The 18,391-nt window shown below is 51.6% G+C and carries 11 protein-coding genes; 10 read left to right on the top strand and 1 reads right to left on the bottom strand.

Features of this window, described 5'->3' with window-relative positions; translation table 11 throughout:
- The first annotated feature begins 57 nt into the window (after positions 1–57).
- The gene (locus tag ACI31H_RS03435) at positions 58–567 is read left to right on the top strand and encodes a hypothetical protein (RefSeq protein ID WP_439770602.1); all 510 of its coding nucleotides are present in this window, start codon (positions 58–60) and stop codon (positions 565–567) included.
- Positions 568–640: 73 nt separating this feature from the next.
- Here the strand turns inward: ACI31H_RS03435 and ACI31H_RS03430 are convergent, their stop codons facing one another.
- Positions 641–1,234, bottom strand: coding sequence for a GNAT family N-acetyltransferase (locus ACI31H_RS03430; RefSeq protein ID WP_439770601.1), 594 nt, complete (start codon positions 1,232–1,234; stop codon positions 641–643).
- A 134-nt stretch (positions 1,235–1,368) separates the two neighbouring features.
- On the opposite strand from ACI31H_RS03430, the gene cls reads away from it, so the two are divergent.
- The 9 genes from cls to ACI31H_RS03385 form a co-directional block, all read left to right on the top strand.
- Positions 1,369–2,835, top strand: coding sequence for a cardiolipin synthase (cls, locus tag ACI31H_RS03425; RefSeq protein ID WP_439770600.1), 1,467 nt, complete (start codon positions 1,369–1,371; stop codon positions 2,833–2,835).
- A gap of 149 nt (positions 2,836–2,984) precedes the next feature.
- A complete protein-coding gene (locus ACI31H_RS03420; RefSeq protein WP_439770599.1) occupies positions 2,985–6,731 on the top strand; it encodes a PD-(D/E)XK nuclease family protein in 3,747 nt (1,248 codons plus the stop codon).
- The gene (gene addA / locus ACI31H_RS03415; protein ID WP_439770598.1) at positions 6,731–10,858 is read left to right on the top strand and encodes a helicase-exonuclease AddAB subunit AddA; all 4,128 of its coding nucleotides are present in this window, start codon (positions 6,731–6,733) and stop codon (positions 10,856–10,858) included. The genes ACI31H_RS03420 and addA overlap by 1 nt, the downstream gene beginning before the upstream one ends.
- Before the next feature lie 16 nt (positions 10,859–10,874).
- Positions 10,875–11,813, top strand: coding sequence for a LacI family DNA-binding transcriptional regulator (locus tag ACI31H_RS03410; protein WP_439770597.1), 939 nt, complete (start codon positions 10,875–10,877; stop codon positions 11,811–11,813).
- 250 nt (positions 11,814–12,063) lie between these two features.
- Entirely contained in the window at positions 12,064–13,239 is a 1,176-nt protein-coding gene (locus tag ACI31H_RS03405; RefSeq protein ID WP_439770596.1) for a thiolase family protein, read from the top strand.
- Between the two features lie 187 nt (positions 13,240–13,426).
- Positions 13,427–14,773 (top strand): SLC45 family MFS transporter, encoded by a 1,347-nt coding sequence (locus ACI31H_RS03400; protein ID WP_439770595.1) that lies wholly within the window; start codon positions 13,427–13,429, stop codon positions 14,771–14,773.
- A 146-nt stretch (positions 14,774–14,919) separates the two neighbouring features.
- Positions 14,920–17,172, top strand: coding sequence for a glycoside hydrolase family 65 protein (locus ACI31H_RS03395; protein WP_439770594.1), 2,253 nt, complete (start codon positions 14,920–14,922; stop codon positions 17,170–17,172).
- A 19-nt stretch (positions 17,173–17,191) separates the two neighbouring features.
- On the top strand, positions 17,192–17,854 hold the full coding sequence (gene pgmB, locus ACI31H_RS03390) for a beta-phosphoglucomutase (RefSeq protein WP_439770593.1): 663 nt from the start codon (positions 17,192–17,194) through the stop codon (positions 17,852–17,854).
- 116 nt (positions 17,855–17,970) lie between these two features.
- A partial coding sequence (locus ACI31H_RS03385) for an Lreu_0056 family protein (protein WP_439770592.1) occupies positions 17,971–18,391 on the top strand: 421 nt, incomplete at its 3' end.

Here is an 18,391-nt window from a genome sequence, read left to right as displayed (position 1 = left end):
TCATTTTCTGGCCTTTTTCTTTGGCCAATTACTATCGTAGATTTTGGGGGAAGTAGCATGAAAAAATTAGGTTGGTTAACGCTGATTTTGGCATTTATTAGTGGTTGTTTTCTTTGCCTGGGCCAGGCAGCGGCCAGTGACACAACGATCGCGGGGATGGACCCTAAAGAAGTTGCGGCGACCGTGCTAGTTGCGGGGGCAAAGAAGAATGCCGGTTGGAAGAGTTTCATTGATGGTTACCAAAACGATGGGATGAAGTTAAGTGTTTTGGTAGATGAAGATAGTTCGAATGTCCAAAAGAATTATTCTCAGCCGGGGACGGGGACCGATTACTGGTTCCAACTCGATAATGCGGACCAATGGATGATCAACGACTACACGATTAGTGCGGATGGTAAGTATGTTTACTGCTACCAGCAACGGTTCCAAGACTCAGCCGAACGGCATGTTTCACCCTTCTTAGTTCTACCGGCCTCCAAGATTGCCGCCATGCAACACTCGGCCGATGCGGATGAGATTAACCAGATCGCCAACAGCATTAAGATTAAAATGGATAATGATGACTAGTAGCGATCCGAGAATTAAATAAAAATCAGCCCTAAGCATTCGTCTTTGCTGGATGCTTAGGGCTGATTTATTTTTAATCTTTTTTGGGAACTAATGGTTTCATAAAGTCATTATCGACGCGGTACTCAACGGGGAGGCTGTTGGCCGGTAAGTTAAGCTCAAAGGCGAGCCGGTTAGGATCTAATTGATCGTCAACCTTCACCATTCCCCGGTATTGAAAGCCAAACTTTTTAGCGATCCCTTGCATAACCTTATTTTGCGGGTGAGTATCGATCCGAAAGTTAGCGTACCCCTTTTCCTGACCGATCGTGAGGAGGTTCGAGAAGAGGAAGCTACTGAGGTGCTGCCCCCGGTAATGACTATTGATTGCTACCCGGTGGATGGTTAGGTAGTTATCGTCATTATTGTGCCAGGACCCACCAGTTATCTTTTGGTAGTCCTCTTCCGGACCAGGCTTAAGCGTAGCTACACCAACTATCTGGTCATTGACAACCAGTGCCCAGGATTGGTGGTGGGTAATGTCATTAATAATCGTGTCCACTGTGGGGTGGCCATCTTGCCACTGTGGGCTCCCTGCTGCTTTCAATGCCTGCCGACCATCTTCAATTACCTGCTTGATGGTTGGTAGATCATGCATATAGGTTCGTCGTAAATAAATTGAGTTCACGTCCCTCACCCCTTATTAAGAATAACCATTACCAACATTATTGCCGAATTGGCTCTAACATTCAAGTTCGGGGTTTGGTTATGAAAAGGGGTTGCGGTAAAATTAAGATATATGCTAAGGAAAGGATGGGGAAAATGGACTTAACTTGGGAAATAATCCGGTGGATCCTGTTAGGGATTGTTGTTATTAACGAACTGGCGGCCATTTTCACCGTCTTCCGGGAAAAAAGGGATATTGCGGCTACCTGGGCCTGGCTATTGGTGCTGACCCTGATTCCCGTGATCGGTTTTATTATCTACGCCTTCTTGGGGCGGAAGCCAACCCAACGGCGGTTAAACCGAATCAAGTCCCAGACCCGGTTAAAACTCAGGGAAGCGGTGAAGCAGCAGCAAAAGCAGTTCAGCAATATGCCCAAGCCCCGCTTTTCAATTGCCCAGGTGTACCGGCGGACGATTATGCTCTTTCAAAGCATTGACGAGTCCTTTTTGAGTCGGCATAACCAGGTTGATATCTTCACCAATGGTAACCAACTCTTTGCTAAGATGTTTGATGACATTGCCGCGGCCCAGAAGAGTATCCATATCGAGTTTTACACAATTTATAATGACCGGATCGGTAACCAGCTCCGGACCCTGCTTGAGCAGAAGGCGGCCGAAGGGGTCGAGGTCCGCGTCCTGTATGACTCTTGGGGTTCCATGGGTGTAAAGCCCAGCTTCTACGCCAAGCTCCGTGAACTAGGTGGGTACGCGACACCATTCTTGATGACCCGAAGTAACATCTTTGACTTCCGGATCAATTACCGGGACCACCGTAAGATCGTGATGCTGGATGGCAAAATTGGCTATATCGGGGGCTTTAATGTCGGTGACCAGTACCTGGGACGGCTACCAAAGTTCGGCCCGTGGCGTGATACCCACCTCCGGGTTGTCGGTGGGGCAGTTTTTGGTATGCAGCGGCAGTTTATCGGTGACTGGAACGCCTCAGTAAAAAGTGAGGCTTCGCGGATCGCCCACTACCATCCTTATTTTCCAGAAATTAAGGTTCCCAATGGTAATACGGCGATGCAGACGGTGGCGAGTGGCCCCGAGGGTGAACTTGAGAAGATTAAGATGGGCTACCTGCGCCTAATTAATGCGGCTCAGGACCACATCTGGATTCAGACCCCCTACCTAATTCCCGATGATAGTATCCTCGATGCGCTCCGGGTGGCTGCCCACTCCGGAATTGATGTCCGGATTATGATCCCCTGTAAACCGGACCACCCTTTTGTGTACCGGGCTACCCAGTACTACGCCCGGGCATTGGCGAACGAAGGGGTGACGATTTATACCTACCAGCGCGGGTTTCTGCACGCCAAGACAATAGTAATTGATGGTCGGATGGCGTCGGTCGGGTCCGCCAACCTTGATTTTCGAAGCTTCAAACTTAACTTTGAAATCAACGCCTTTATCTACGACCGGCAACTGACGGACCGCTTAGAACAGATCTTTGTCGATGATATTCGCAGTTGCCGGGTGATGACGCCCGCCCGGTTTGCCGAGCAGTCCCGGTGGTTACAATTTAAGCAATACTTTTCTCGATTATTATCCCCGATTTTATAGTACGTAAGGGGAGAAGGCCTCAAGTGTTCGGATTCCCCGAATGCTTGAGGCCCTTTGTACTTTACCCACCTTTTTAGTTACTACCAGAATATATGTTCGCTAGGTATGCTAAAATATGAATAGCTTTTTTACGGAAAGGATGAAAGATTGTGGGTAGGCTTAGCTTTGTTTTAGGAACCGCTGCTAAGGACCACCAAGGTGTTTTAGTGGACCAGCTGGCGGACCAATTAAAGACGGCTCCGGCAACGGATAGCTTCTTTTATATCGTTCCCAACCATATTAAATTCCAAACAGAAATCGAAGTCTTAGACCAGCTCCGCTCCCGCCAAGGGAAGGGGAGTGCCGATCGTTTTGCCGCATCCCGGGTGCAGACCCTATCGCTCAGCCGGTTGGCCTGGTTCTTATTACGGGATACCCCGGTTCTGCAGCGCCCCCGCTTGTCTAAAATTGGCCTAACGATGTTGGTGGCCAAGGTTGTCCAAGAACACCAGGATCAGTTGCAACTGTACGCCAGTGAGGCCCAACAACAGGGCTTTATCCAAAAACTAACGGACCAGTTAGCGGAACTAGCCGGCGCTAATATTTCGGCAGATGACCTAACCGCACTTTTAAAGCGGGTGGAACAAGATCCTAATCAGCAAGTAGACCAATCCTGGCTAGCGAAAATGCACGATGTGGAACTGATTTACCACGCCTATGAGGAACGTTTTACTGGCCACTTCTTGGGTAATACTGACCTCTACCAACAGTTAGTCCAGTATCTACAAACTAACGCAGCTGCTAAGGGGATGCACTTTTTTATTGACCGCTTTACCCAGTTTACTCCTGGAGAGCAGCAGGTGATCGAAGCGATGATCATGAACGGGACCGCAACCACGATTTCCCTAGTCCTCGACCATGGTTATCCGGACCAAAACCACCCGGATGCCAGTGCCCTTCCCGAGCCCACCGACCTCTTTTATCCGGCAGCGATGCAGTACCACCGCCTATGGAAGTTTGCCCGCCAGCACCCCACTAAGGTAGACCTAGTCACTAACGTGGTAATGGCCACTAGTGACCGGGTCAGTCCCACCCTCCAGCAGGTAGACCGCTTTTTTGCGGACTATATCAAACGGCCGTTGGATCTGACGAGTGGACCAGCCGTTAATAACCCGACCGACCTCCAATTTATTACCACGGTGAGTCGCCGAACGGAACTGGAGCGGGTGGCAACGATGATTCACCAGCTGGTGGTAAAACAGGGCTACCGTTACCGGGACTTTTTAATTTTGAGCCGGCACCTGGATAAGTACCAGACCATGATCAACCCCGTTTTTGCTGCCCATGATATCCCGATCTTTAATGACCACGAGCGCCGGATGGATAACCACCCCCTCGTTACCTTATTAACGACGCTCTTTAACCTGCCGCTTTACCATTACCGGACGGCCGACATTATTCAGCTGCTAAAAACCTGGCTATTCGCTAAGTATAACCCGGCGACGGGGGATTACCAGGCACTGAGTCAGGAGGCCGTTTTTGCAACGGAAAATTGGTGCCTAAAGCGGGCAATTGAAGGCGTGGCGACGTGGACGAATGCCTCGTCACCACTGTGGCAGGTGGATGCCCCCGCGACCGAGCAGTCCTCATTACCTGAGCAGTTGGCGCAGGTCCGCGACTTTGTAGCCAACCACCTACTACGGTTCTTTACGGACCTGAAGACGGTCACCACCGGCCGTCAGTTAGCCGGTCACCTGTACCAATTTCTGGTTGATAATGGGGTGACTAACCGGTTGGCGGCCTGGCAAAAGTACCAGGCGGATAAGAACCTCGACCTGGCCCGGCAACCGCAGCAGGTGTGGAGTACCTTTTGTCAAATCTTAGATGAGTACGTCCAGATTCTCGGGGATACGCCGGTAAACAGTGACAACCTGCCAACCGTCTTGGCTAACTTCGGCGAACTGCTCCAGGCTGGTTTCGCGGCGGCCCAGTACTCCCAGATTCCGGCTACCCTGGACCAGGTGACGATTTCCGAAACCGGGATTACCCAAAACCAAAACCGGAAGATTGTCTTCATGATCGGGTCGACGGATGATGTGATGCCTGAAGTCCAGCAGTCAGAGGGCCTTTTGACTGACCAGGATAAGGAAATCTTGAGCGACTACCTTGATCCGGACCGTCAGTACCTGCCGGCAGGGGCGACCGGGCAATTACGCGAAGAACCGTTTCTCCACTACTCGGGAATGTTAACCGGGACCGAACGACTAATCATGACGGCCCCCACAGCCAACGGGGATGACGAACCACTGACCCCGTCGCTGTACCTAACTGCGATGGCCCAGTACTTCCACCAACCGGTAACGGCCTTTCCGTTGGCCGCTAGTCCGGCGGGCGACCGCCGGGTGCTTGACTATGTTTCAACTCCTGCGGCGACCCTCAGTCAGTTAGTTCAGGTGAAACGCCAGGCCCAAAATAACCAGCCCAAGGGCCCGGTAAAGTTAGCTAGTGGCTGGCAGGACGTTCGCCAGGCCCTGATTCAGTTGGCCGCCCAGCAACAAAATTCAGCGGATGCTCAAAAACAGGCCGCTGGTGTTCGGTTAGCCGACCGCCTGCGGCTAGTGGCGGCCGGCTTTAACTACCGCAACCAGGTTGACGATTTAAATGGCCAACTGGCGGCGGCCCTTTACCTACGCCATAACCGCGACCAGCAGATCCTGTACTCGTCGATTTCGCAGTTACAGGACTACTACGTTAACCCGTACGAGTACTTTCTTAAGTACGGGCTGGGACTAAAGAAGCGGGACCAGTTAGCGATGTCGGTCGACCGGATCGGGACCTTTTTCCATAAGGCGATGGAGTGGTTTGTCAACGCGGTTAATGCGACGGCATCATTAGACTTTGCCCAGCTAGCCGACCAGCCGCAGCAGTTAGACCAGCTGATTACCCAGGCGCTTAAGGTGGCCCAGGATGACCAACCGGACCTGACGATTTTGATCCAGTCATCACACCAGGCCGCCTTTCAATACCAGCAACTGGCGGGAATTGTACGGACGATGCTGACGACCCTCTGCCGGCAGGAAAAGTATACCCAGTCGCGGCCGCTCGATACCGAGATCCGGTTTGGGCGGTTAGGGGCCAGCAAAAAAGATGACCTCCAACCGTTGGAATACCCACTACGACCACGCAATACCCATATTTACCTCCGGGGGCGAATTGACCGAATTGACCAGCTCAACCGGGATAATAAGGACTACCTGACCGTGGTGGACTACAAGTCCGGTGACCGGACCTTTGACCTCACGGCGGCCTACTATGGGCTCTCCCTCCAGCTGTTAGCCTACCTCAACGCCATTAGCGGGAATAAGCAGCAGTTGCCAAACCGCTTGCACACCCCCACGACGAACCTTCAACTAGCAGGGGCCTTATACCTCCATTTGAGTAACCCGGTAATCAGGGCCAGCAAGCTAAGCGGGGCCGCGGACCTTACGAAGCTGCGGATGAAACAGCACCAATACAAGGGGCTCTTGTTAAATGACCCAGCCCTGCTAGAACAACTGGACCGGAGCCTCGACCAGGGGGCCTTGCTCTACCCGTTACGGAAACGCGGTGAGAAGATTACGGATAATAAGGGGGCCTTGCTGGTTACCCCTGACCAGTTATCCTGGTTGCAGGAACGTAATAAGCAGTTGATTATCGGTGCCGGTAACGATATTCTTGCCGGCAAGGTAGGGCTACGACCGTACCGTCTGCTGAACGGGAGCAGTTGGCAAACGGGACTGGACTACACCGACTTTAGTGATATTTACCAGTTTGACAACATGCTCGACCAGCAAAACTACCGTCAGTTGGACCCACACATTGCCCAGGACCAGTTCAACCAGCTCAACGACGATGATGGAAAGGATGATAAGCAGTAATGGCAGCAATTAACTTTACTCCCGCCCAGCAACAAGCAATCAGCGACCGGGACCAAAACATCATTGTCTCGGCTTCTGCCGGATCTGGGAAAACCGCGGTTCTCGTAAACCGGGCGGTCGAACTGATCAAAGAGGGGCGGGCCACCGTGGACCGGCTCTTGTTGGTAACCTTTACCGAAGCGGCGGCCAAGAACATGCGGGATAAGATCCGGGCCCGACTCCAGGAAGTGGCCCAAGAAAATCCCCGCTTGCGGGACCGGATGAATGACCAGGTGAACCGGCTGGCTATTGCCGATATCAGTACGATTCACGCCTTTTGTCTGAAGTTAATCAAGCGTTACTACTTCCTGATCAACCTAGATCCCCAGTTTCGCCTGGTAACTGATGAAACTGAGCGGGTCTTACTCCAAGAGGACGTTTGGCACCAGGTTAGTGAAGATCTGTACGCCAAGGCCGATGAGGAGAGTGCCGCGGCCGCTTCCTTTGGTCAGCTTGTCTTGAATTTTTCCCGGGACCGGGATGACCAGGGCCTCAATGACCTGGTTTTACGGCTGGCGGAGATTGCTAGTGCCCAGCCCGATCCCACTGCCTGGTTAAAGTCGTTACCGGCGAGTTATGAAATTGGGGACCAGGTTCTCCAATCGAACTTTTACCAGGCCCAATTAAAGCCCCTGGTTCAGCAGCAGTTAGACCAGTTGCAACGAGACTATGCCGAATTGACGAAACGGGCCGAGCTAGAGGGGCTGGACAAGGCAGCCGCGGTCTTGAAGGCGGACCAGTTACTCATTGACCAGCTCCAATCTGCAGTTGACCCGTCCCGGCTAACAGCGGCGGTTATCCAGGGGACTTTGGACCAGGTTTCCTTTGGCAGCTTTAGTGGCCGCCCAGCCAAGGGGACGGCAGGGTACGATGACTTTCGCCAACTCAACCAGGCCCGGAACCAGCTGAAAAAACAGTGGGTCCAAGCGGCCAGTCAGGTAACTGACCAGGAAGCGGCCGTCAACCTTCTCGACCAGTTTATTGACCAGGTTAATGAGCTCCGGGAAAAGGCCCAGGCAGCCCAGCTGAAGTCGGCAACGCTTGAGTCACTAGAAAAGGACCAGCAACAATTTACCCAAGCCCGTCAGCGACTGGTTCCGGATAGTTGGAACGCGATCCGGGCGCTGTTCAACGGTGCTAAGTTCAAACGGATGGCGGGTAAGCCTAAGGATGACCCGGTAGCGGCCGCGGTTTATGCTGACCTGAGTACGGCCCGGCAGGGGTTGAAAAACCGGCTCTCCAAGATTCAGACAAACTTTTTTGCCTATGATGAGGCCCAGCTCACGACCGTTTCCCACCAGGCCCGGCGCCTTTTGACGAAACTGAGTCAGGTGACGATTACCTTCCGCCAGGCCTACCAGCAAGTCAAGCACCGCCGTCACCTCCTGGAATTTAACGACCTGGAACACTATGCCTACCAGATTCTTACCCCACCCGAGGACCAGCCGGACTGGCAGGAGCTGGTTGCAAAACTCAAGCAGCACTACCAAGAAATCATGGTTGATGAGTACCAGGACACCAACCGCCTCCAGGAAGCAATTTTAAGACGGTTGACAGACCAGGACCGTCACAACATGTTTATGGTTGGGGATGTCAAGCAGTCGATCTACCGTTTCCGGCAGGCCGACCCTTCCCTCTTTTTGACGAAGTACCAACGCTACCGCCAAGATGACCAGGGGGATGAGGCAATTGTCTTGGGAGAAAACTTTCGTTCGATGAAGAACGTGACTGACTTTACCAACCTGCTTTTCAGCCAGCTGATGGGCGCGGACGTGGGGGAAATTGACTATGATGAAGACGCCCACCTGAAATACGCGGCCACGGATTACGATACTGCGGACAACCAACCCCAGCCGACAGAAATTATGCTTTACGATGCTAATGCTGACCAGTCGGCCCCACACGAAGACGAAAAGTTGGCCGGTGAGCTACGGATGGTGGGGATGCGCATCAAGCAGTTAGTTGAAAATGGTGACCAGCTGTTTGACCGGCAAAGTGGTCAGATGCGGCCGGTCAGTTATGGTGATATCGTACTGTTGGAACGAACCAAGAGTATTAATAACACCCTGATGGCCGAATTTAGTAAGCTCGATATCCCCCTTACCGTGCATGACGTGGAGAGTTATTTTCAGGCGACCGAGGTCCGGGTAATGATGGCCCTCCTCCGCCTGATCGATAACCCCCACCAGGACATTCCACTGGTGGCGGTCTTACGGTCACCATTAGTGGGACTGACGACCGATGAGCTCGCCTTTATCCGTTTGCAGAACCGGACGGCCGACTACTATACCGCCCTGCGGACCTTCCGGCAAAACTATCCGCAGCACCACTTGCAAAGTGCGGGACTCCTCGCTGGTCCAGGGGACCCCATCAAGCAGTTAGCTAAGAAGGTTAGTCATTTTCTGGATGAACTAGCGACCTTCCGGCAAACTGCCCAGCAGCAGTCTTTAGTCGACCTGATTTGGCAAATTTACAATACGACCGGTTACCTGGACTATGTCGGGGCAATGCCGGGTGGGGCCCAGCGTCAGGCTAACTTACACGCCTTTTACCAACGGGCCCATGATTATGAGCAGACGAGTTTCAAGGGACTTTACCAGTTCATCCGCTTCATTGAGAAAATGCAAGAACACGATAAGGACCTTGGCGTGGCCCCCACCCAGTTGGCGCAGGATACCGTTAACGTGATGACCATCCACGGAAGCAAGGGACTGCAATTCCCGATTGTCTTCCTAATTGACGCGACGCACGGCTTTAACCACCAGGCAACGCGGGAGACGGCGGTTGTCGATGCGGTCAACAAGGTTGGAATTGAGTATACCGACCCTAACCGGGTTTGCTATGACACGCCGCAGCGGCAAGCGATTATCAGCCAGGTCCAGCAGGGGGAACGCGCCGAGGACTTGCGGGTACTTTACGTTGCCCTGACCCGGGCTGAACAGCGGTTATTCATCACCGGTTCCTTTAATGAAGAAAATAGTCGCCAGTCCCTAGTCAGCGTCTGGAACGGCTGGCAAAAGGCCTTTCAGTCAACCGGAACGTTGTTGGGGCCCCAGGTGCGGGTCAATGCGAACTCCTTTATGGATTGGATTGGCCTGGCCCTTGCACGGTCGGCCCACTTCCGTGCTAAACAGGTAGCCCCAGCTGGTATGGAACTGGCGGAAAGTGTCATGGCCGACTATGACCGCTACCAGGACTTATTTGCTGGTCAGCGGTTCACGGTCGCCACCTTCACGGCTGCCGATGTTGACCAGGCGTTAGAGCAACTGGCCACGGATACCGCTGCTGGATTGCCAACGGAATCAAAGCTACCGGCCGACCAGGCTGACTTAAGCAAGGTCTTGAAATTACTGGACCACCAGTATCCCTATCAGGTCGCGACCCAGACGACGGCCTACCAGTCAGTAACTGACGTTAAACGGCTCTTTGAATATCCGGACAATTCGGCCGAGGCACAGTGGGACTTTACGCAGCAACAGCGCTCTAAACAGGCGCGGGGGATCTACCTCAACGACCGTTTTGCGGAACCGGACTTTATCAGACGGACTGATGAGACGCCCGCACCGACTGATGTGGGGACGGCCACCCACCTCGTCCTTCAAAAGCTACCGTTAACGGCCGCGGCGACCACACCAGCTGGGGTTAGTGCCGAGTTACAACGCTTGGTCGACCAGCACCTGATCACACCAGCAGTCGCTGACCGGGTTAACGTGGCTGGGATTAGCCGCTTCTTTGCGACGGTGCCGGGACAACAGGTTCTGGCCCATCCCGCTTCCTACCACCGGGAAACACCATTTGCGATGGTCATGAACGGGGCGGAACTCTTTAAAGAAATTAAGACCAGTAATAATGAACAGGTCCTCATCCACGGGATTATCGATGGTTACCTGGAAACGCCGACGGGGATTATCCTGGTGGACTACAAGACGGACCACCTCTATCCGGGTAACGGACCAGAAGAGGTCGTCGCCCGCTACCAGGGGCAGCTTCGGTTATACCAGCAGGCCTTAAACCTAATGAACCCGGTGCCGGTTGTTCAAATGGGGTTATATCTGGTAGAATCAGGACAGTTTATAACGATTGAATAAAGGTGTGGGGATACTAATGGCAACAATCAAGGATATTGCTGAGACAGCGGGGGTCTCGGTGTCAACGGCATCACGGGCGTTAAATAATAACCCCCGGATCAGTTTAAAAACACGGCAACGGGTACGGGCGATTGCCGATCAGTTAGGCTACCAGCCAAATTACAATGCGCAAAACCTAACCCGGGGTGAGTCGAACATGGTCGGGCTGGTTTTTCCGGTCACCAGTGATACTGCACCGGCTAACCCCTTCCATATTGACTTAATGCGGGGAATCAGCGTCGCCTTAAAGCCGCGGCATTATGAAATGGTGGTTGCCATTGCACCTACCGTGGCGGATTTACTGGCCAGTGTTAAGTCCATGGTCAACCAGTCTAAGGTTCATAACTTTCTCGTCTTTTACACGGTGGAAAATGATCCCGTGACTAGCTACTTGCGTCAGCAGGGCCTAAATTTTGTCGTCATTGGGCATCCGACCGCTAACCACCCTGACCGGTACGTCGATAACGATAACGTGGCCGCGGGGCAGGCGGCGACCCAACACATGTTGGATAACCGGCAGGCGCACCAACCGGTCTTTATCCAATCAGCCGCCGATTGGGTGTATGAGCACTCCCGCCGGCTAGGGTACGAGGCCTGCTTAGAAGAGCGGGGGATTAAGTCGCACTGCTGGTACTACCGCCCTGATGGGGAAACGATCACCGAATTTTTGGCGGCTAACCCGACTATTGACTCGATTATTTGTGCCGATGACTTGCTCTTGGTACAGGTAAATAGCCAACTCCAGTCATCCGGTTACCCGGTAGCCTGCTTTAATAACAGCCGGCTGGTGGGGATGCTCCTTCGCGACAACGAACGGATTGACATGCAACCACGAAAGCTGGGCCAGGCGGCGGTGAACCTGCTCTTTGAACCAGCTAAGCACCACGAGATTGTAGAATTTAAAGTATACGATTAAGAGAATGAAAGAGTGTGGTAGAAGTCATTGACGACTTTGCCTTCACGACGCGTTACAAATAAGGGCCTCAAGTATTCGGTTCTTCCGAATGCTTGAGGCCCTTTGTACACCCCGCCGTTGACTTTTGATCTGTATAATAAACTGTAAGTTTTGGTCACACTAGTGTCTTAGTTGCAGTCACCACGGTAAGCCGTTAAACTGCATAGTAGGATCTAGTGGTGGAAGCCACTTTGACTGGAGGAAAGAATTGATGGAAGAAGTATATATTGTAGCGGCCCAGCGAACACCAATTGGTAAATTTGGTGGTGCGCTAGCTACGATCCCGGCGGTTCAGCTGGGGGCAGCAGCGATCAAGGCGGTACTGGATAAAAGCGGACTGGATTACGCCGCGGTTGACCAGGTCCTGATGGGTAACGTTGTCCAAGCGGGTACTGGTCAAAACCCGGCCCGGCAAGCGGCGATTGCGGCGGGAATCGACCAGGCGGTACCCGCAATTACCATCAATGATGTTTGTGCATCTGGCCTGTCGAGCATTAACCTGGGGGCTAGTCTGATTCAATCCGGCCAGGCAGCAGTAGTAGTTGCCGGGGGGATGGAGAGCATGTCCCGGGCACCCTACCTCCTGCAGCGGGCTCGGCAGGGTTACCGCTTCGGTGATGGGCAACTGATTGATGCCTTACAAAAGGATGGCCTAAACGATGCCTGGGGCGGTTACCCGATGGGGATTACCGCGGAAAACGTTAACGACCGTTACCATGTGACCCGGGAAGAACAAGACCAGTTCGCACTGACGAGTCATCGTCGGGCGGTTGCTGGCCAGCGCCAACACATCTTTGATGAAGAAATTGTTCCAGTGACCGTCAAGACCCGGAAGAAGACGGTGGTAGTTGACCAGGATGAAGCGCCCCGTCCGGACACCTCTTTAGAAGCGTTAAGCAAGCTGCCACCGGCATTTAAAAGCGGCGGCGCGGTGACGGCGGGGAACTCTTCCGGCCTCAATGATGGTGGTGCGGCGGTTGTTTTAGCCTCTAAGGCGGCCGTTGACAAGTACCACCTGCACCCGCTGGCACAGTGGGCAGCCTCGGCGTTGGTGGGTCTGGATCCCGCATTGATGGGACTGGGACCTTACTATGCCATCAGCAAGCTGTTTAAACAGACCGGGTTGACCACGGCCGATGTTGACGTCTTTGAACTAAACGAGGCCTTTGCTAGCCAGGCACTGGTCTGTCAACGCCGCCTGCAGATTCCAGATGACAAGTTAAATCCCTATGGTGGGGCGATTGCGCTTGGTCATCCATTAGGGTGTTCAGGGGCGCGAATCCTCGTTACCCTAGTCCACTTAATGCGGGCTACTAACCAGCATACCGGGATTGCTAGCCTCTGTGTCGGTGGGGGGATGGGCGCCGCCACCTTAATAAAATGTTAAAAAATTACCGGGGCCGAAATCCTATGGTCACGGTTTTTTCTTCGCTTTCATAATTGAAACCGGTTAAAAAAGTTTGCGCAAACGGTTGCGCAAATCGTTTTCATTTGGTATATTTATCATTGCAATAATTGATAAAGCGTTTTCAAAACGCTTAGATAGTTAGTGTTGTATAAAGGAGTTGTTTGTAATGAGTCAAGAAAAGTCTGCAACGGCTGGTTTACCGACACTCTCAAAGTCAACCATCTGGATGATTAACTTTGGTTTCTTGGGTGTTCAAACAGCCTTCACTCTGCAGAGTTCACAAATGAGTCGGATCTTCCAAACAATTGGTGCCGACCCGAACAAGCTGGGATGGTTCTTTATTTTGCCACCACTGGCTGGTATTATTGTTCAACCAATTATTGGTTATTACTCAGACCGGACCTGGGCACCAAAGCTCGGTGGTCGTCGTCTACCTTACTTACTGCTGGGGATGATTGTGGCGGTAATTGTTATGATGCTGCTGCCAAACTCTGGTAGTTTCGGTTTCGGGTACGCGTCACTAGCGGCCCTCTGGTTTGGTGCCATTACCGTGGCCCTCTTGGACCTGTCATCTAACGTGGCCATGCAGCCATTCAAGATGATGGTTGGGGACATGGTTAATGATGACCAAAAGAGTTATGCTTACGGAATTCAAAGTTTCTTATCAAACACTGGTGCCGTTTTGGCAGCCATCTTCCCATTCCTGTTAACCTGGTTTGGGGTTTCAAACACCGCTAAGAAGGGTGTTGTTCCGAACTCAGTTATCATTTCCTTCTATGTTGGTGCTGCACTGTTAGTTATTACTAGTTTGTTTACTGTTTTCCGGGTTCACGAATATGACCCGGCAACCTACGCTAAGTACCATGGTATTAGCGAAGAAGATAACACCCAGGGTGGTAACTGGTTCACGCTGTTGAAGCATGCACCAAAGGCCTTCTGGACGGTTACCTTGGTACAGTTCTTCTGCTGGTTCGCTTTCCAATACCTCTGGACTTACTCCGCCGGTGCGATTGCCAAGAACGTTTGGAACACGACCAACGCTACCTCCGCTGGTTACCAAGCTGCTGGTAACTGGTACGGTGTCCTAGCTGCCGTTCAATCAATTGCGGCCGTTATCTGGTCATACGTTTTGGCCAAGGTTCCTAACAAGTACCACAAGGCCGGTTACGCCGGTAGTCTGCTGCTCGGTGCGATTGGTTTCATTTCCGTCTTCTTCATCCACTCCCAAGGTGCTTTGATTGTTTCTTACATCTTGATCGGGATTGCTTGGGCCGGAATGAACACCTACCCACTGACCATTGTGACGAACGCATTGTCCGGTAAGCACATGGGGACTTACCTGGGACTCTTCAACGGTTCCATCTGCTTCCCACAAATCGTTGCTTCACTGCTTAGTTTCGGACTGTTCCCACTGCTGGGTAACTCACAAGTTAACATGTTCATCCTAGCTGGGATCGTTCTTGCTTGTGGTGCCCTTGCTGTTGGTACGATTAAGGAAACTTACGCTGAATAAGCGTTTTCATTACCAATCATTCAATAAAAATTTTATACTGAAGGCGAGAAGTCAGTGCTGGCTTCGTCGTCTGTCTGGTAGGATTTGAAATAAGTAAAGAGACTGGCTTGTCCAGCCTCTTTTGATAGAGAAAGGACTTGAATTCAATGAAACAAACATTCGATATTGCTCCATGGCATGTTGCAACACGAAAGTGGGATCCAGAAGACAAGCGTCTCCAAGAATCCATGACTAGTTTGGCCAACGAGAACCTCGGGATGCGGGGTTTCTTTGAAGAAGGCTACACTGGTGACCACATGCAAGGGGTTTACCTTGGTGGGGTTTGGTTCCCAGACAAGACCCGTGTTGGTTGGTGGAAGAATGGTTATCCAAAGTACTTTGGTAAGATGATCAACGCGGTTAACTTTATGAAGTTAGTCATCAAGGTTAATGGCGAACAACTGGACCTAGCCAAGCAAACACCAGAAGACTTCAAGTTAGACTTAGACATGAAGCGTGGTGTCTTAACCCGTGAATTCACGGTTAAGATCGGCGGCACTGAAATGTACTTTAACTTTGAACGGTTTGTTTCAGCCGTTCAAAAGGAATTAGTTGGCCAACGTCTCCACATTAAGAACCGTGGGAACGGCGATGCTAAGGTTGAAATCACCAGCATGATCGATGCCGACGTTTACAACGAAGACGCCAACTACGACGAACAATTTTGGAACGTTTTAGGGAAGAAGGCTAACGGTGAACACGCCGAACTGACTTCCATGACCAAGAAGAACGACTTTGGGACGCCACAATTCATCGTGGGGATGCAAACGACTTCCAAGACTGACTTAGACCATGTTGGTGATGGGACCGACGAAAAGGATGCCTACAACACCTTTGCGGGTACGGTTGCAGCTGGTAAGGAAGTTAACTTCGAAAAGCGGACCGTGGTTGTTACTTCCCGGGACTTTGATACCCAAGAAAAGATCGAACAACACCTGGACGAATTGAGTGACCAATTCGACGGCCAAAGCTTTGACGACCTCCTTGACCCCCACGTTAAGGAATGGGCCGACCGCTGGACCAAGTCGGATGTTGAAATTAATGGTGACGATGGTGCCCAACAAGGGATTCGTTTCAACCTCTTCCAACTCTTCTCCACTTACTACGGTGAAGATTACCGGCTGAACATTTCACCAAAGGGCTTCACCGGTGAAAAGTACGGTGGTGCTACTTACTGGGATACTGAAGCTTACTGTATCCCAGTTTACCTGGGGGTTGCGAACCCAGAAGTTGCCCGTAACCTGCTGATGTACCGTTACAAGCAACTGGATGGTGCCTACATTAACGCCCAACAACAGGGCTTGAAGGGTGCCTTGTTCCCAATGGTGACCTTCAACGGGATTGAATGTCACAACGAATGGGAAATCACCTTCGAAGAAATTCACCGTAACGGTGACATTGCCTACGCAATTTACCTGTACACCAACTACACTGGTGACAAGTCATACGTCCTGCACGAAGGTGCCAAGGTCTTAACCGAAATTTCTCGTTTCTGGGCGGACCGGGTACACTACTCACAAAACAAGAACAAGTACATGCTGCACGCGGTTACTGGTCCGGATGAATACGATAACAACGTTAACAACGACTGGTACACCAACTTGCTGTGCCGTTGGACGCTGCGGTACACCCTGGAAATTTTGGATGAAGTCGATGCCGACGTAGCTAAGAAGCTGAACGTTTCTGAAGACGAAAAGCGTCGTTGGAAGGGTATCGCCGACAACATGTACCTGCCATACGATAAGCAACGGGACATCTTCCCAGAAAATGATGGCTACATGGACAAGGACCTGACCCCAGTTTCTGAAATTCCTAGTGACCAACTGCCACTGAACCAAAACTGGTCATGGGACCGGATCTTACGTTCACCATACGTTAAGCAGGGTGACGTTATCCAAGGTCTCTGGGACTTCATCGATGACTTTACGAAGGAACAAAAGAAGAACAACTTTGACTTCTACGAACAATACACGGTTCACGAATCAAGTCTGTCCGCTTCGGTTTACTCCATCATCGCTTCTGACATTGGTTATGAAGACAAGGCCGTTGAACTGTACGAACGTTCTGCCCGGCTCGACCTGGACAACTACAACAACGATACCTCTGATGGTCTGCACATCACTTCCATGACTGGTTCCTGGTTGGATATTGTTCAAGGGTTCGCTGGCATGCGGGTTCGTGACGGTCAACTTCACTACGCACCATTCCTGCCAAAGAAGTGGGACTCCTACCAATTCCGTCAAATGTTCCGTGGCCGGATCTTGAAGGTTAAGGTTGACAAGCACGGTACCAAGATTGACTTAGTTTCTGGTGACCCAATTACGATTGATCTCGACGGCAAGAAGCTCGAATTAAAGTAGTGACGGGGGCAATAAGAGAATGAAGTTTGAAGATTTAAAAGGATTTGCTTTTGACCTTGATGGTGTGATTGCTGATACGGCCCGGTTCCACGGCCAGGCATGGCACCAATTGGCTGATAAGGTTGGTACCGAATGGACACCAGAACTGGCGGACAGCTTAAAGGGTGTTAGCCGGATGGATTCTTTGGAATTGATCCTCAAAGCGGGCGGTCACGAAAATGACTACAGCCAAGATGAAAAGGTTGCTTTAGCAACGGAGAAGAACGACAACTACATTAAGTTAGTTGAAACGTTGACACCAGCCGACATTCTTCCCGGGATGAAGGACTTCCTGGACGAATTGAAGGACCATGGTTACCACATCGTTTTGGCCTCTGCTTCCAAGAATGCACCAAAGGTCTTGAAGTACCTACAAATTACGGACTACTTTGAAGGCATTGTGGACCCGGCTAAGCTGACGCACGGTAAGCCTGATCCAGAAATTTACAGTGAGGCTGCTAAGTTAATGAACCTGCCAGCTAACCAAGTGGCTGGCTTGGAAGATGCCCAAGCGGGGATTGAGTCCATTAACCGCGCTGGCGAAACGTCAATTGGTTTCGGGGCTTCCTTGAAGGATGCTGACGTTAAGTTTGCCGAAACCGGTGAAGTTTCACTGGCTGCTATTAAGAAGCAAATGGCTTAACAATCCTTTATACAACCTATCAATCACTAGCCGTTTGCTTCTGAACCAAAGAGAAGTAAGATGGAAATCAGTTATGACTTCTGTCTTACTTCTCTTTTTATTTTGGAGGTATTGTAATGAAAAAGTGCTTAATAGCAATCTTGCTGGGCCTGATGCTACCGTGTCTATTGCCGGTGAAAAGCCAGGCCCGCCTCCGGCTAACCGACCAGCAAGTTGGGGCCCTAGTCGGTCTCAAACTTTATCCGGAATGGATCCAGCAGCAGACCGACCAACAGACGCTGGTCTACGGGGTGGTTAAACCAGAAGACCGGGTACCGGCCCAGGTAGCTGATGACAGTTACCTAATTGCCGACGGGGAGGCGGATAGTCCGATCCTTTATTACCAGACTACTGCTAATAACCGGGAAGTAGTTGTGGAATCGGCCCCGCACCGGCACGGTCATTTGAAGAGTAGCAAGCTTAAAATAAAACAACTCGTCCGACAGTTTTACCGTACTAAGAGCCAGCAACGCCGTGTTAATACAATTGTTAGTGCCC

The sequence above is a fragment of the Limosilactobacillus sp. genome, assembly GCF_051873035.1.
GTDB lineage: Bacteria > Bacillota > Bacilli > Lactobacillales > Lactobacillaceae > Limosilactobacillus.
Note: the sequence above shows the minus strand (reverse complement) of the source record. Positions and strands in the feature narration are given on the sequence as shown.

What these genes read in the sequence shown, in the direction of transcription:
- ACI31H_RS03405 (WP_439770596.1), top strand. Translation starts at nt 12,064, where the DNA reads ATGGAAGAAGTATATATTGTAGCGGCCCAGCGAACACCAATTGGTAAA.
- ACI31H_RS03400 (WP_439770595.1), top strand. Translation starts at nt 13,427, where the DNA reads ATGAGTCAAGAAAAGTCTGCAACGGCTGGTTTACCGACACTCTCAAAG.
- addA (WP_439770598.1), top strand. Translation starts at nt 6,731, where the DNA reads ATGGCAGCAATTAACTTTACTCCCGCCCAGCAACAAGCAATCAGCGAC.
- ACI31H_RS03395 (WP_439770594.1), top strand. Translation starts at nt 14,920, where the DNA reads ATGAAACAAACATTCGATATTGCTCCATGGCATGTTGCAACACGAAAG.
- ACI31H_RS03410 (WP_439770597.1), top strand. Translation starts at nt 10,875, where the DNA reads ATGGCAACAATCAAGGATATTGCTGAGACAGCGGGGGTCTCGGTGTCA.
- cls (WP_439770600.1), top strand. Translation starts at nt 1,369, where the DNA reads ATGGACTTAACTTGGGAAATAATCCGGTGGATCCTGTTAGGGATTGTT.
- ACI31H_RS03435 (WP_439770602.1), top strand. Translation starts at nt 58, where the DNA reads ATGAAAAAATTAGGTTGGTTAACGCTGATTTTGGCATTTATTAGTGGT.
- pgmB (WP_439770593.1), top strand. Translation starts at nt 17,192, where the DNA reads ATGAAGTTTGAAGATTTAAAAGGATTTGCTTTTGACCTTGATGGTGTG.